This is a genomic window from Fodinibius sp. Rm-B-1B1-1 (assembly GCF_038594945.1).
GTDB classification, from domain to species: Bacteria; Bacteroidota; Rhodothermia; order Balneolales; family Balneolaceae; genus Fodinibius; species Fodinibius alkaliphilus.
Map to the genome: position 1 here is coordinate 529,120 of NZ_JBCFYD010000002.1, position 15,440 is coordinate 544,559.

At 40.2% G+C, this 15,440-nt stretch carries 18 protein-coding genes; 11 read left to right on the forward strand and 7 right to left on the reverse strand.

What is annotated here, in order from left to right; translation table 11 throughout:
• The first annotated feature begins 54 nt into the window (after positions 1–54).
• The 11 genes from AAFH98_RS09565 to AAFH98_RS09615 all read left to right on the forward strand — a co-directional run bounded on the left by AAFH98_RS09565 (position 55) and on the right by AAFH98_RS09615 (position 10,435).
• The gene (locus AAFH98_RS09565) at positions 55–1,296 is read left to right on the forward strand and encodes an ABC transporter permease (protein WP_342522479.1); all 1,242 of its coding nucleotides are present in this window, start codon (positions 55–57) and stop codon (positions 1,294–1,296) included.
• A 1-nt stretch (position 1,297) separates the two neighbouring features.
• A complete protein-coding gene (locus AAFH98_RS09570) occupies positions 1,298–2,521 on the forward strand; it encodes an ABC transporter permease (RefSeq protein WP_342522480.1) in 1,224 nt (407 codons plus the stop codon).
• 12 nt (positions 2,522–2,533) lie between these two features.
• On the forward strand, positions 2,534–3,787 hold the full coding sequence (locus AAFH98_RS09575) for a glycosyltransferase (protein ID WP_342522481.1): 1,254 nt from the start codon (positions 2,534–2,536) through the stop codon (positions 3,785–3,787).
• 70 nt (positions 3,788–3,857) lie between these two features.
• A complete protein-coding gene (locus AAFH98_RS09580; RefSeq protein ID WP_342522482.1) occupies positions 3,858–4,070 on the forward strand; it encodes a hypothetical protein in 213 nt (70 codons plus the stop codon).
• A 1-nt stretch (position 4,071) separates the two neighbouring features.
• Positions 4,072–4,509 (forward strand): phage holin family protein, encoded by a 438-nt coding sequence (locus AAFH98_RS09585; RefSeq protein WP_342522483.1) that lies wholly within the window; start codon positions 4,072–4,074, stop codon positions 4,507–4,509.
• A 9-nt stretch (positions 4,510–4,518) separates the two neighbouring features.
• Positions 4,519–4,914, forward strand: coding sequence for a hypothetical protein (locus AAFH98_RS09590; RefSeq protein WP_342522484.1), 396 nt, complete (start codon positions 4,519–4,521; stop codon positions 4,912–4,914).
• Positions 4,915–5,018: 104 nt separating this feature from the next.
• Positions 5,019–6,389, forward strand: coding sequence for a TolC family protein (locus AAFH98_RS09595; protein WP_342522485.1), 1,371 nt, complete (start codon positions 5,019–5,021; stop codon positions 6,387–6,389).
• Between the two features lie 15 nt (positions 6,390–6,404).
• The gene (locus tag AAFH98_RS09600) at positions 6,405–7,772 is read left to right on the forward strand and encodes an efflux RND transporter periplasmic adaptor subunit (protein WP_342522486.1); all 1,368 of its coding nucleotides are present in this window, start codon (positions 6,405–6,407) and stop codon (positions 7,770–7,772) included.
• Between the two features lie 11 nt (positions 7,773–7,783).
• Entirely contained in the window at positions 7,784–8,521 is a 738-nt protein-coding gene (locus AAFH98_RS09605) for an ABC transporter ATP-binding protein (protein WP_342522487.1), read from the forward strand.
• A gap of 109 nt (positions 8,522–8,630) precedes the next feature.
• Positions 8,631–9,344, forward strand: a complete 714-nt coding sequence (locus AAFH98_RS09610) for a PIG-L family deacetylase (RefSeq protein ID WP_342522488.1) — start codon at positions 8,631–8,633, stop codon at positions 9,342–9,344.
• 11 nt (positions 9,345–9,355) lie between these two features.
• Positions 9,356–10,435: an AI-2E family transporter gene (locus tag AAFH98_RS09615; protein WP_342522489.1), complete on the forward strand. Its 1,080-nt coding sequence runs from the start codon at positions 9,356–9,358 to the stop codon at positions 10,433–10,435.
• On the opposite strand, the gene AAFH98_RS09620 is transcribed toward AAFH98_RS09615, so the two are convergent.
• From AAFH98_RS09620 to AAFH98_RS09650, 7 genes are all read right to left on the reverse strand, one after another.
• Positions 10,432–11,598 (reverse strand): lycopene cyclase family protein, encoded by a 1,167-nt coding sequence (locus AAFH98_RS09620; RefSeq protein WP_342522490.1) that lies wholly within the window; start codon positions 11,596–11,598, stop codon positions 10,432–10,434. The genes AAFH98_RS09615 and AAFH98_RS09620 overlap by 4 nt on opposite strands.
• A 17-nt stretch (positions 11,599–11,615) precedes the next feature.
• The gene (locus AAFH98_RS09625; RefSeq protein ID WP_342522491.1) at positions 11,616–12,074 is read right to left on the reverse strand and encodes a TspO/MBR family protein; all 459 of its coding nucleotides are present in this window, start codon (positions 12,072–12,074) and stop codon (positions 11,616–11,618) included.
• Between the two features lie 310 nt (positions 12,075–12,384).
• Entirely contained in the window at positions 12,385–12,999 is a 615-nt protein-coding gene (locus AAFH98_RS09630) for a hypothetical protein (RefSeq protein WP_342522492.1), read from the reverse strand.
• A gap of 189 nt (positions 13,000–13,188) precedes the next feature.
• Positions 13,189–13,845 (reverse strand): outer membrane beta-barrel protein, encoded by a 657-nt coding sequence (locus AAFH98_RS09635; protein ID WP_342522493.1) that lies wholly within the window; start codon positions 13,843–13,845, stop codon positions 13,189–13,191.
• Between the two features lie 289 nt (positions 13,846–14,134).
• Positions 14,135–14,506, reverse strand: a complete 372-nt coding sequence (locus tag AAFH98_RS09640; protein WP_342522494.1) for a hypothetical protein — start codon at positions 14,504–14,506, stop codon at positions 14,135–14,137.
• Positions 14,506–15,069 carry an RNA polymerase sigma factor gene (locus tag AAFH98_RS09645; RefSeq protein ID WP_342522495.1) on the reverse strand — a complete coding sequence of 188 codons (564 nt, stop codon included), beginning with the start codon at positions 15,067–15,069 and terminating at the stop codon, positions 14,506–14,508. Before AAFH98_RS09645 ends, AAFH98_RS09640 begins: the two co-directional genes overlap by 1 nt.
• 2 nt (positions 15,070–15,071) lie before the next feature.
• On the reverse strand, positions 15,072–15,416 hold the full coding sequence (locus tag AAFH98_RS09650) for a DUF6249 domain-containing protein (protein WP_342522496.1): 345 nt from the start codon (positions 15,414–15,416) through the stop codon (positions 15,072–15,074).
• Positions 15,417–15,440: the final 24 nt, after the last annotated feature.

Genomic DNA, 15,440 nt, shown 5'->3' on the forward strand with positions numbered 1-15,440 from the left:
TTTTTCTATTAATCCGTATAGGTCGTCGTTACAATTTAAACCTGAAGATAGGGCATGTCTAAAATTAGTCGATTTTTGAACAGCAGTTGGGAGGGACTCAAAATTTCTCTCAGTGCACTCGGTATTAATAAAACCCGATCCTTTCTTACAACGCTATGTATTATCATCGGTATTGTAATGGTTACGCTGATGAATGCGGTTAGCAATGGTATGGATGCCGAATTTGATAAAAGCATGGCCATGATGGGACAGAACGTTGTGTATGTTGAGAAACAACCCTGGAATCGCGGACCAAACTATAAGTGGTGGGAGTATCGCAGTCGTCGTGATATCAAATTAGAATATGTTGATGATATTCGGGAATACAGTCAACTGTCATCGGCAGTATCAGCAGTGGCGGCACGGGGTACCTCAATCAGGTATAACGATGTAAGTGCCGATGGCGTTTTTATGGCTGGGGTAACGGACCAATATTTTGAAACGGCTGGACTTGATATAGAAATCGGTCGTGCTTTTACGCCAGAAGAAATTCAACGTGGAGCAAAAGTAACGGTACTTGGGGCCTCATTGGCCGAAAATCTATTTGATCGGAGTAATCCATTAGATAAAGAGATTCGTATTGGTGGGCAGCGATTTCGAGTGATTGGTGTGTTGGAAAAACAGGGAAAATTTTTGGGTCTTGCGGATATGGATCGTCGAGCTATGACGCCCATAAAAGCGTATGGACAGATTTTTAGCACGCGAGGCAATATCCAGATCGCTGTGAAATACCCAAATGAGAAAATACTGGAGGAAGGAGAATACGAACTTGAAGGAATTATGCGGCGTATTCGTGGATTAGATGCTGCTGAAAAAAATGATTTTGAGCTCAATAAACCCCAGGCGTTTGAGGCTCAGCTTTCGTCATTCAAAACCGGATTATATTTGGTGGGTGGGGCATTAACGGCTCTTTCGCTAATTATTGGTGGTATCGGTGTGATGAATATCATGTTTGTATCCGTCAGAGAGCGAACAAAAGAGATTGGTATTCGAAAAGCCGTTGGGGCGAAAGCGTGGGAGATTCTTTACCAATTTTTAATAGAGGCGGTAATCATGTGTTTGCTGGGAGGATTAATTGGTCTATTACTTTCCTATCCGTTAAGCATGTTGCTGAACCAAATATTTGTAGCCAGTATTGACTTGAGTGTTGTTCTTGCAGCCATCATACTCTGTTCTGTAGTGGGCGTGTTTTTTGGATTCGTTCCGGCTTATCGAGCAGCTAAATCAGATCCTATCGAATCATTGAGATACGAATAAGATGAACCTTAAAGAAATTTTCAAACAGGCATTCGATTCCCTTTGGGCTAACAAATTGCGTTCATCGTTGACGTTATTGGCATTGGTAGTGGGGGTGTTCTCAGTGATTGTTTCTACTACTGCAGTTGCTGTGCTGGATAACTTTTTCCAGAATACGATGAGTATGATGGGAGGCGATGTTATTAATGTTTCTAAGACACCGTCGATGCAGATGGGGGGTAGAGCCGATAATGTGAGAAATCGGCAGGATATTACTTTTGAGACCGCTGAACGATTGCAGGATATGCTTCGGATGGCCGAGGATGTAAGTCCCGATGAAACCTTTGACTATACCAAAGTTATTTATGGGAATGAGGAAACAGATCCAACAGTTCGGGTTATAGGCAGCAACCAGTATTATCTTGATAATAATGCCTATGAATTGAGTGAAGGGCGTAATTTTAGTTCAGAAGATATACAGTATGGACGTCTATATGCTATTATCGGTTATGATGTACAGCAAGAGCTCTTTTTAAATGAAAATCCACTGGGTAAAAGTATTCGAGTCGCGGGACATCAATACCGAGTGATTGGTGTATTGGATCAAAAGGGAAGTGTGTTTGGCCAATCTCAAGATGAGTTCGTACTTATTCCCTATACGGCGGGACTTATGGTTTATGGCGGAGATCGTAATATCGATATCCAGGTGAAGGCACCGGCCATGGAATTTATTGATATGGCGATGGATGAAATTACTGGAGTACTGCGGGTGATCCGCAAAGTAGCACCCGGTGCTGAAAATGATTTTGAAATCGAAACCAATGATTCACTGGGCGGCACTTTCGATCAGTTCACCTTTATTTTGTATGCCGTGGGATTTGTGATTGGCGGCATCACGTTGTTTGGTGCCGGTATTGGGGTAATGAATATTATGCTCGTATCAGTATCGGAACGCACCCGCGAAATTGGACTCCGGAAAGCCGTAGGCGCTACAAAAAAAGCGATTGTTTCCCAATTTTTGACTGAGACAATTTTCATTTGTCAGCTGGGCGGACTTATTGGCATAGCCCTTGGTGTATTAGCAGGTAATGGTATGGCTTTATGGATTGAAACAGAACCGGTTATTCCCATTTGGGCTGTGCTGTCTGGCTTTTTTGGGATGTTTGTTATTGCTCTTCTTTTTGGAGTTTACCCCGCTTACAAAGCTGCACAGTTAGATCCTATTGAAAGTCTACGTTACGAATAACGTATTTGTATAATGGCACCAACAATAAAGCAGCACGTACTTATTATAGGCTTTGTTTGGCCCGAACCCAGCTCTTCAGCTGCGGGTAAACGGATGGTACAACTTATAGAACTTTTTCAAGCCCAAGGTTGGCAAGTAACGTTTGCCAGCTCAGCTGCTAAAACTGAGCACATGGTCAATTTGGAATCGTTAGGGGTTAATACCAGATCAATAGAGATCAATAGTTCAACATTTGATACTTTTGTGGCAGACTTACGTCCATCGATTGTTCTTTTTGATCGATTCGTGGTCGAAGAACAATTTGGATGGCGGGTTGCTGAGCAGTGCCCCAATGCCGTGCGGGTGCTGGATACCGAAGACTTACACTTTTTGAGGAGAGCACGTAAAAAAGCAGTAAATGAGAGCCGCTCGTGTACCGAGGCCGATTTACGATCATCAAAAGATGCCAAACGTGAGATTGCCAGTATCTACCGCTCCGATTTATCGCTTATTATTTCGGATACGGAACAGGATCTGCTCGAAAATACATTTGGTGTGCAATCAGATTTGTTACAGTATCTGCCGTTTGTTCTGGAGGCTATAACCCCCTCAACAGCATCAAATTGGCGTGATTATGGTCAACGAAAAGACTTTATGACGATTGGTAATTTTCGTCATGCCCCAAATATGGATGCTGTTCGATATTTAAAGAAACAGATGTGGCCTTTGATACGAAAACAACTGCCTGATGCTCAGCTGCATATTTATGGAGCGTATGTATCCCAAGAAGCCGAACAGATGCATGATCCGGATTCTGGATTTATTATTGAGGGAAGGGCACCGAATGCTGCGGATGTTATATCAGAAGCAAAAGTGATGTTAGCTCCGCTTCGATTTGGAGCCGGACTTAAAGGGAAATTGATCGAAGCAATGCAATGCGGCACCCCGAGTATTACCACAACTATTGGAGCAGAAGGTATTCAGGGAAATCTTTCGTGGGGGGGCGTTATTGCTGATGAGCCCGAAAAATTTGCTGATGCTGCTGTTCGTTTATATAACGATGAAGAGGTTTGGAAAGCTTCTCAGGAACAGGGAGCTCTTATAATCAATAAGCGTTTTGCACAAGTCGACTTTAAAAGGGCTTTGATTGATCAGATAACACACATTCAAAGGAATCTTGATCAACATCGTCGGCAGAACTTTACCGGGCAAATGTTGATGCATCATACCGCGGCCAGTTCCAAGTATATGGGCCGGTGGATTGAAGCCAAAAATAGAAATCGATGATATTTAATGTCTACATATTTCCTTATAATTAAGCGGATGTCGCATATGAACTTAACAAGATTATGAAGCTATGGACGAAGAAATTTTAGAGAATTTAAATGAAGAGCTTGACAGTGCACTTGATCGTGGACGTAAAATCGTTGAGGATGAAGAGCTGGCCAAGCGTATTGAGGAGTTAAAGTTACGAGCAGAAAACTTAGTTCGAAAACACCCGGTTAAGAGTGTAGCCGGCGGATTATTAATTGGATATATCGTAGGCAAACTTTTGAGTTCCGAAGATTAATATGAGCAGTGAAAAAAAATCCGATCAGTTAGGTAATCGTCTTAGAACCATTACCGCTGATTTAAAATTATATCTTGAAAAACGCATTGAGCTGACGATGCTCAATCTTGGAGAATTAGTTTCGGGATTAATGGCTGCTTCCGTGCAGCGTGGTATTGGCGTCTTTTTATTATTGGGTGGCGTCTGTTTTTTACTATTTGCGTTGGCTATTTACCTTGGAGATGTATTAAGTAGTCGTAGTTTGGGGTATGTACTGGTTTCACTTCCTTTATTGCTGGTGGGACTTATGTTTTTATACCTAAAGCCGAACAGTGTTTTTGAGCAGATCCAACAGCGTTTTGAGGATGAAGTATTAAAATCAATTGAACAAAATGGGGAAAGTTCTAAAGAGCCGCTTCAAATTGAAAAAGATGTTCGTTCACAATCTAAAGAAGATTAAGACATTATTATGGCAGCAAAGAAAGTAGATGAGTTAGAGAAAAAGAAGCAGGAGCTGGAAAAGGAATTGAATAAAATTCAGGGTGAGCTGGATGATTCAATTGACAGGGTAAAAGAGGATGTGAGTTCCAACTTGGACCCCAAAAATATAATTCGGAAATATCCCCTGCCCATCGTAGGAGGTTCTGCTTTGTTAGGTTTTCTTCTCGGTCATAAAAACAAAAATTCATCCACATCATCTGATTCTGGCACGGGGAACGATTTTTCAGGAGCACTTTTATCAGAGTTGAAAAGACTTGCTACTCGTAAAGCTATTAACTTTGCCACCGATTATGTTGAGCGCACGTTGGAGCAAAAAGTTGATGAACACCTTCCTTCAGATCATGATGAGGATTCGGCAAGTTAGATAGATTTTTAAATTTTTTACGTAAAATTATCTAATTGCCTTGTAACAATTCGTATCATAGTTCGTGTAACCATCCCAATTATAAATCACAAAACAAGTAAGACATGCGTAAAGGCATAAGTTTAATTGTAGTATTCGTGTTGTTGAGTTTTACAGCTCACGCCCAGGAAGTGCAAAAAATCTCGTTGCAAGAAGCAATAGATATTGCACTGGAAAATAGCATTGAATTACAACAGGCTTCGAATGATTTAGATCTTGCCAAAGAGCAAGAGTTTAGTGCAAAAGCGAACTTTTTACCTTCGCTGAATGCTTCACTAAGTGGCCGCCAAACAGTAGGTCAACAGTTTATTGAAAGTGAAGTTAGTTTCGAAGAGGTTACCAGTAATTCTATAAGCGGTTCTATAAATACCAGTATCCCAATATTTCAAGGGTTTAGAAACATTCTTACGCTCCAAAACAGTCGGAAAGATGTAGATCGTCAAAAAAACTCATTAGAACGTACCCGCGAACGTGTTATTTTTAATGCTGCAAGTAGTTATTTGCAAGTTTTGCTGGACAAACAGTTAGTAGAAATTGCTAAAGAAAATTTGGAGGCTTCTCGTCAACAGCTTGAGCAAGTGGAGGCTCAGGTTGAAGTTGGCTCTCGACCCTCTGTTGATCTGTATGATCAAGAGTCGCAGGTAGCAAGTAATGAGCTTGAACTGATTAATAGAGAAAATGCATTAGAGATCAGTCGAACTCAGTTAATTAGAACTTTACAGCTTGAGCCTCTTGAAACCTATGAGTTTGCCACTCCAGAGGTTGATGTTGAAGATGTTTCAACAACTGAGTTAGATCTACAAAGTCTTACTGAACGTGCTCTTAATAACAGGAAAGATTTGCGATCCCAGGAACTGTTAATTGAGACATTGCGGAATGATTTAAGACAAACAAAATATGATCTGTATCCCTCAGTTACGGCAAGTGCGGGTATTTCTACTTCGTATCAAGACTTGTATCGTGCTGTTGATCCGGAGACAAATCAAATTGGTCCGATAGATTTTGGTGACCAATTTTTTGACCAGCGGATTTCTCGTTTTGCTGGTTTTTCAATAAGCATTCCCATTTTCAACAACTGGAACCAACGGTTAAGTGTTCAGCAAGCGCAAGTTAATTTTAAGAATGCACAACTTGACCTTCGGGATCAAGAGTATGCAGTTCGTGAAGAGGTGCGTCAAGCTTATAATGATTACCGTTCATATGTCAAACGATTAGAATCATCACAAAAAGCATTACGGGCAGCTGAACGTAGTTATGAAACTCAAAAACAGCGTTACGAAGTTGGTTCAAGCACTCTTATTGAACTTAGTGATGCCAGTGCCCGGTATACTGAGGCGCAATCGAATCTGGCAAGTGCATTATATAATCTCATTTTCCAGGAGAAACTATTGGACTATTACATCGGTAAAATGGATCAAGAAATGACGTTAAATTAAGGGTAATATTCTTCTATGAGTAAAAGTAAATCAAGTACAAAAAAATTACTGTATGTGGTTGCCGGTCTTGTTATTCTAATTGGACTCGGTGCTGTTGTTGGCAAGTCAATGGGATGGATGGGCGGCGGAACGGCTGCCAAAGATGTTGAAACGACGGAAGTAAAGCTAAAAACGATAACCGAAATTGTTTCAGCATCGGGCAAATTACAGCCCGAGGTAGAGATCACAATGCGGCCGGAGGTATCAGGAGAAATTATAGAGCTCCCGGTTAAAGAAGGAGATTATGTTAAAGAGGGAGAGCTTTTGGTTCGTATAAAACCGGACATCTATCAAGCTCGAATTGATGAAACCAATGCGATGTTATTGACCCAAAAAGCACGACTTGAACAGGCCCGTGCTTCCTTGTTAGAAGCAGAATCGGTGTATGAGCAGAATAAAAAGCTGTACGAAAGGGAAGCTATTTCAAAAACAGAATTTGTTCAGTCTGAGACTAATTATGAAGCACAAAAGGCTAATTTCAACGCGGCCAAATACCAGGTACAAAGTAGTGAGGCCCAACTGGAACAGGCCAAAGAAGAACTTCAGAAGACGATCATTCGCTCTCCGCGTGATGGTACCATTAGCAAGTTAGCAGTTGAAGTAGGGGAACGTGTTCTTGGTAATACGCAATCCATCGGAACGGAGCTGTTGCGAATTGCAAAAATGGACCAGATGGAAGTACAGGTTGAGGTTAATGAAAATGATATTGTAAATGTGTCGGTAGGAGATACCTCGAATATTGAAGTTGATGCCTATCCCGAACGTGTTTTTAAGGGCGTAGTAACAGAAATTGCCAACTCTGCTGAAATTTCTGGAGAAGGAACTAACGAACAGGTTACAAATTACGAAGTGAAAATCAGGGTGGCTACTCCACATAATCTTGATATGGTGGGGGACGGAGAAATGGTTCGGGAAGAATCATCCGAGATGACCGAAGATGAGTTTGTGCCTTCGTTTAAACCAGGTATGTCGGCTGCGGTGGATGTACAAACTGAAACGGCACGAAATGTGATTTCAGTACCCATACAAGCTGTTACAGTTCGTGATTTTGCCGGGGAAACACCTGCGGATACTACCCAAAGTGATACCACGGACGTTGATCAAGATTTAGTAGTACCGGAAGAAGATATGCGAAAGGTTGTATTTGTTGTGGAAGATGGTAAAGCCGTGCGTAAGGAAGTAAAAACGGGCATTAGTGATAATACACATATACAAATATTATCAGGTATTGAAGCAGGTGAAGAAGTAGTTACGGGTAGTTATCGTATGTTATCACAGGGATTGTCAGATGGCGATGAGGTGAATGTAAATAATAATCGGTTTGGACAGATGGCTTCAAACTAATCTGTAGTAGTATGAAAAAATCTGTAATTCAGGTTCAGGATTTAACAAAGATTTATACGATGGGTTCGCAAGAAGTGCGAGCCCTCGACGGTGTTTCATTTGAGGTGCAGGAGAATGAATATATCGCGATTATGGGTCCGTCCGGATCTGGGAAATCGACATTGATGAATCTAATCGGATGTTTGGATACTCCTACCTCGGGAACCTATATTTTAAATGGGGAAGATGTAAGTAAATTTGATGATTCCGATTTAGCCGAAGTACGGAACCGAGAAATTGGTTTTGTTTTTCAAACGTTTAATCTGCTACCACGCACCGATTGTCTGTCAAATGTAGAATTGCCTTTAATCTATTCTGGGGTAAAAACAGCTGAACGACACGAGCGTGCAGCAAAAACGTTGGAACGCGTCGGGTTAGGGGATCGCATAGATCACAAACCTAATGAACTTTCCGGTGGACAACGTCAGCGTGTTGCTATTGCCCGGGCTCTGGTCAACAATCCCTCTATTCTATTGGCTGATGAGCCAACGGGGAATCTCGATACACAGACCGGTGATGAGATTATGATGCTTTTTGAAGAGCTTTACCGGATGGGCAATACCATTATTGTGGTTACGCACGAGCCTGAAATTGCTCAGCATGCCCGCCGAATTATTCGCTTGCGTGATGGTAAGATTGAAAGTGATGAACCCGTTGAAAACCCCGCTCTGGATGAAGAGGAGATTATGATTGAGTCTGCAGCAGGTTAAGCAATTCTCGGTTTGGTTCTCTTAAACTGTAAGGAGAGATTCAGGTTTTGTGATAGCAAAATTATGATTAACATCATGCAAGTGATTTGAATCTCTAAATGATTTTGCTATGAAGATATTGTATGTATTTCCCCATCCCGATGATGAATCATTTGGTCCTGCACCGGCCATTGCTACACAGCGAAGAAAAGGGCATGAGGTATACTTGTTTACCCTTACCAGGGGTGAGGCAACGAAACAGCGATTTCGGCTGGGCATCAGCAAAAAAGAGATGGGAGAAATCCGTTATAAGGAGATGCAGTGCGTTGAAAAAGTGTTGGATTTAAACGGTATGACTGTTTTTGACCTGCCAGATAGTGGGTTAAAGGAGATGGATCCTGCTGATATCCAGGAAGTAATTCGAAGCCAAGTAGAAAAAATTCAACCGGATGTGCTCGTGACCTACGCAGTACATGGAATTAGTGGTTTTGAAGATCATTTGGTAAGTCATGCCGTGGTAAAGAGCGTGTATTGTGATATGAAAAGAGAAGGGTACGATTATCCCAAAAGATTAGCCTTTTTTACCCATTTTAGCGATAAGCAGGGAGAGGGAAAGTTTAACCTCACATCATCCAAACAGGAAGATATCGATTGCTGGGTGGAAGCAAATGAAGAAGATTACAATAAGTTTTTAGCGGCCCTTGATTGTTATGAAACCTATCAGGAGGTAATCGAGGATAGTAATGTTAAGGAAGAGGTTGGGAACCGCGTTCCTTTTGAAATCTTTCAAGAAGATTATGATCCACCGCTTAAAGATATTACCGATCAATTATCCGATAAATAACGAGTTCATTTATGAGTGATACATATCCTATCTGGCTAAAAGGAACGGCTATATTGATTGGGCTGGTCTTAATAGTTGTAGTATTTTTGTATGGTAAATTTATTTTAATGCCGCTCGCTTTTGCTGCACTCATTGCTATGTTACTGGAACCCATTAGCGCTTGGTTGCAAAAGTATAAGGTTAATCGTGTGGTAGCTATTATCACCAGTATGGTACTTATGACCATTGTATTAGGTGGAATTTTGTCACTGCTTTCCATTCAGCTGGTACAATTTGCTGATCGTTTGCCGGAAGCAAATACTAAACTTCAATCTTTGAGCAATGATGTTATCCAGTTTTTTGAGACAACGTTTAATCTTGCTCCCGAGCGACAAGTTCAATTCTTGGAGCGTGGTTTAGAAACAGGCATCAATAAAAGTGGGGAATATATAAGCAGTATCTTGGGAACTACGACAAGCGTATTCACTACCGTAGGGCTTTTACCGTTCTTTGTCTTTTTTATGATGTACTACAAAAAAATGTATCGCACTTTTCTGCATCGCTCTGTTGAAGGACAAAATGATGCTATTGATTCTGTGATGGATAGCATTCAAAGTGTGACTCAAAATTATATTGTAGGGATGATAACGGTTATTTCTATACTGGCCATGTTAAATGCAATTGGATTATGGATTGTTGGTATTGAGCATGTGCTGTTTTTTGCAACTTTTGCGGCTATATTGGCTGTTATTCCTTACATTGGGATTATTATAGGAAGTTTGCCGGCTATTATTTTTGCTCTCCTGTTTACTGATTCGTTACTAAATCCAGTTGGCGTAATAGCCGTATTTGCGGTAGTGCAATTTTTGGAAGGGAATTTTATCACTCCCAACATTATTGGTTCAAAAGTGAGTATTAACCCCTTTATGGCCTTAGTTGCGTTGGTAATTGGGGGACAATTATGGGGAATTGCGGGAATGATTTTATTCGTACCATTTTTAGGGATTCTAAAATGTGTATTTGACCAGGTTGATGGACTTAAACCATACGGGTATTTGCTTGGGAACCGCATGGCGTATGAGGTCGCTGACTCTCCTGAAGATGATACCTAAATTTCCAAGAGGCGTTCTTTTGTTTGCCAGATGGCTCTAAAAAAAGGAGTGTATGGAACGCTACTCATGATCTTAAAATCATCTGTAATAGCAGATTCTTCAGCTAAAAAGCTGAAAATGGCATCCATCGAATTGTTTTTAAATAGTTGATTAAACACATGGTATGCTTCTGATGGGTGGTCATGAATGATTTGTAGAAGCCATAAATCATAAGCTTTAAATCTTGTTTTTGATGGAGAATGTGCGTTGGGTTTTTCGTCTGTTTGTAAATCTCGAATGATTTGGTCGGTCTGCTTTTGAATTCGGGAAAAGGTATATCCCGTGGATGGTTTGGTGACCCCACCTACGGTGCCTATGTTTAATATTCGGGTATCATACCAAGGTTTATGAGGACGATCTTTCATTGGGATTTCCCCAAATTCTGTACGTGTTATCTTATAATCAATGGGTTTAAGATTGTATCTATTGTTGAGGTAGATAGAAATTTTTTCTTCATACTTTTCTCTTGATAGCAATTCATCGGAAAAAATAGTGTATTCAATAAGGGCAGAGGTCTTGGACCAGGGTAGCAAGTAGATAAAGGCGATACCTTCGTCGAAGGTGTCGTCAAAATCCATCAATGTAAAAAAAGCATCATCAAAGACGGGTTTTGTGGTTTTTACTTCCCATCCTAAAAAGTGTTGTAGCAATGGATAATCAGGTTGGTCGGTACTACTATTCCAGGGGCTAAAGCAGCTTTGGAAGATAAATTCTGCTTGATATGAATTGGATTTGGTCTGTAAAATAGGGATTCCGTAGGAAACCGAAAGGTCTTCTATAGTACTTTCAAGGAAATCAAAGCGTGACTCTTTCTTTAATCTGCGGAGTATCTGTTCTTGGAAGTCTATGCTGCGCAGGCAATAATAGGTATATTCGTTGAGAGGGCTTTTGATCCGTTTGCCTGAAATGCTAACTTCTGCGTTGTTCCATTGGCGGTACATTAAATCAGCAAAGGGAGGCGTTTTATTATCCCAAAAGCACCATGTTTTGTTGTGAGAAGGATTCAGCGACTCATCTACAACAAGGATGCGCTTATCATCAAAAAAAGGGTGGAGCATTTTGTAGGCCAAGGAAAGGCCTGCTGCACCGGCTCCCGCAATGATATAATCATACTCTTGGTTCAAAATTTTTATAGCTGAATTTAATTAAGTTGCCAGATCGCAAAGTTTAGCGCTGAGGCGTAGCTTATCCATAGAAAATACGGAATGAGTAATAGTCCGGCGGATCGCCTTTTCTTTCCAAATAAAAGTATGGTAAAAGCAATGGCGATCCAAAGTAATAAAATCTCAGCTAATCCCGTCGAAATATATTGTTTACCGAAAAAGAGCCAGGACCAAAGTGCGTTCAAAATGAGCTGGATAAAAAACCATTTAAACTCATAGTCGGTCAGAGATACAGAATCCATTCGCCAAATGAGCCAGGCAGAAGTTCCCATCATGATATAAAGGATGGGCCAGACAACAGGAAAAACCCAATTCGGTGGGGTCCAGACAGGTTTTTGTAGAGCTTCGTACCATACCCCCGGCTCAAATTGAGCAGCAAAGATTCCAGCAAGGCTGCAGACTAAAATCCATATTAAAAGGCTAACTATGTTTTTCATAAGCTGTTATAGGTGTTTGATTATATACCGTAAACATGGATTTGGCATGTAACATTTGGTTTACTTTGCGATATGGGGAGGCCGGAAGCAGGGTATTTTATGTGCTATGTATGAAGAGTTAAACTGTTGCAATATTTTTGAGGTAAGATTTATAATCTTAGTGGAAATTATAAATGTGATGTAGCTGATATAAGAAATTTGGTTTGGTGATTGTTGGTTTAGGAGTTTTTTAGTTCTTCGGAGTTGGGTACTTCCAAATATTTTTGCGAAGCCTTTTCTCAACAGTTTGAAGTAAGTTACATTTCTAAAATTATAATTGGTAGGTAAATCCAAATCGAATGGCGGATTCTGTTAATCGTTGATGCATTGACCCTTCTTGTGAAAAGGGAATAATTGAGTGCATTTTAAAATAAGGATTTATAAATATGGAAGCCCCAAAACCCAAATCATATTTAGCACCAACGCCAAATGTGCCACCTATTCCAGATTGATCGTCAATAGCATTGGAATTACTAACATCGATATCTAATAAAACACCACTGTTAGCATAGAAATACTCCAAAAAATTAGCTCGCAAAGTGACAGGAATATCTAAAAGAGCGACTTCTGTATTGTAAGATTCATTATTAATACCAGGATAGAATGGAGGATTTACTTCCATCGTAAACTCAGAATATTCTACTGCTGTCTCAACTTCTAACCAATTTTTCAATGGATGAATATAATTAAGTCCAATTGAGAAAAAGTTTTTCCCATTATAACCGGCTGATCCCACAACATCTTTAAAATATGTAACGTCATTGTTACTTAAAGATGAAATGGTGATTCCAACTTTGCCGATATTTGATGCCTCATGGGCCGATTGTCCGTTTGCAACATTATGGAAAGTAAAAAGAAGGATGATTAGTATTGTTTTGAGCTTCATCTGGTTCTTTAGTTGTTTTTTTGTTGTCAAATTCTAAGAGTCCTATAACGATCTGACTACTAAATTACACACGTATAGATGTTAAATTAGCAACTAACGAAAGAAGAGACTTAAAACCAAGGGGGATAGAGAGAATTGGCGAGGTGTGTCCGCGTAAATGCGCAGGTTATATGGCGCTGATGACTAACTTTATAATTCAATAGAGAGATCAAGCTGAATACCCAAAGTTTTATATGAATAATCTGCGTCTTCAAAAATTTGTGTTAATCCATTTGCATAATTTGTTGATAGTGCGGTCGAAAAAGCACCGCCGAACTTATACTCTATTCCAGCTCCTAAGATTCCACTCAAGGAATAAGAGTTAGTTTCTAATTCATAAAATTCATTATTATTTGGTTCTTCGATCACAAGCTGAGTAAGGACACCTATTTTCCCAAAGAAACCAAGATTGTTGAAATAATTTGAATATCGGAGTGCAGTAGGAACTTGTATGAATCGAAGATTTATTTCTTCCTGTTGGGGAGGCGTCATAAAATCACAAACATTACAATAATACGTTCCCGAAAAATCTCTGTTAGAATAACTCATCCCGGACTGCAAAGCCAAACTTTTAATGATCGAATACTGCAAGTCTAATCCAGCAGTAAAGTTATTTCTATTATATTTAGTTCTATATCCAATCTCATCACTTAATTCAATATCTCCGCTTAAATTGGTGTTTATTGAATAGAATAAACCTACCTGAAAGTTATTTTTTTGTTCATTTTCAGATACACCATTTTGGGCATATGAATTCGTAGAAAGCATTAAAACTGTAGCAAGAAGAAAGTATTTAATAACACGCATTTGCTGAATTTTTAATAATAATTCCTTTTATAGGCTTACACGTTGATCCGAATAGATGATTACTTAGAAATTGAGCCATATAACGACGACGCGCATAAGGGGCAGACGCTAGAATGTAGAATTAGTTAACAAACTAAAGATTAACTAATAAATGGAAGGGGAGCAAGGAGATGGCTAGGCCTGTCCGAGTTAATGCGCGGGTTATATGGTGATATCAGCTTTAGTAAGGTGCTCTTTTAAACTGTGTTAGTGTTCAAAACCGTGTTAATTAGTTCCATGATTTGTCTGATTACGTTTTTCTTCGGAGTTGATTGACAAGGTTTATATTGGTGTAACGGAATGTGGCTCTTAACAGCGTATCCAGTTGCATGATCACAAATAGAATAAGCAGGAAGTCAAACACCGTCTTTGCCATGCTCGGGGAGATACCCAGGGCAAACGTCTGCATCTGATGCAGTAGCAGGGAGTTGACCACACCAAGAATGACGGTAAGTGTGAAAAGCACCCATGACATCTTGATCCCACTCGGTATGGATTCCTGCTGGGTGGCCTTGGCCTCCTGAATATGCATCATCACCTTGTCCTCAAAGTCGGAGTCGGGTACCGTAAGCTTGCTTTGGGAAATCAGATCCTGAAAAAAATCTTCTTCTGTTTGTTTCATCAGTATAGATCCTCTTTTTTTAACTTTAACAATTCGGTCAGCACACTTTTCATTTCTTTTCGCGCTCTGTGCAATAGCACACGGGTATTGACATTGGTCCAGCCGGTTGTTTCGCTAATTTCCTTCAGGTTGAACTCCTCCAGGTAAAAAAGGCGCAACGCCAAGCTGTAATCGGCCGGAAGCTTCATCAGGGCCTCATTTATAAAATACCGCTGGTTGTCTTTTTCTATCTTTGAAAAGATTTCATTGAGCTCTTCTGTCGGTATACTATCTTGGGATATACTCTCCAGGGGCTGAGCTTTTTTCTTCTGCTTCTTTTGTCGATTATAAGCCTCATTAATAACAATCCGATAGAACCACGTGGAGAATTTGGACTCCCCTCTGAATGTATCCAGCTTGTCATAGGCTTTGATAAAAGCAACCTGAACCACATCCTGGGCCAATGTCTCATTTTTTACAACCGACATGGCGAGGGTAAAAGCATCATCTTTATGCTTTCTGATGATAAGGCGAAACGCCTCATAATCCCCCTCCAGAACTTTTTTTAAATTGCCTTTTGACATGTTCAGGATTTGCCATTTGACTTGTCCACATTATGGGCAATTATTAATCCGATTCCTCCAAACAGGAACATGCCAATTACAGGAGCAGCTTCAAATACTTCTTCAAGGAATAGGCCTATCGTCAAGCCGATAACCATGCTGGTTACTACATATCCCATTTTTAACCCGGAAAAATTGGTCATATTCCGGTCCGGTATATCCTTGGGATCATATCCCTTTTCCAGCAGAACAATCCGCTCTTTTTCCTTGGATTTATGAATGGTATACCACACAAAAAATCCCAGGGTTAGAAAAGCGGTAAGCAGAAAAGCGATAAAAATAAGGGTGACGGTTATATGGGGGTCCATAAGTATTCGGGTTTGGTTTTAGTT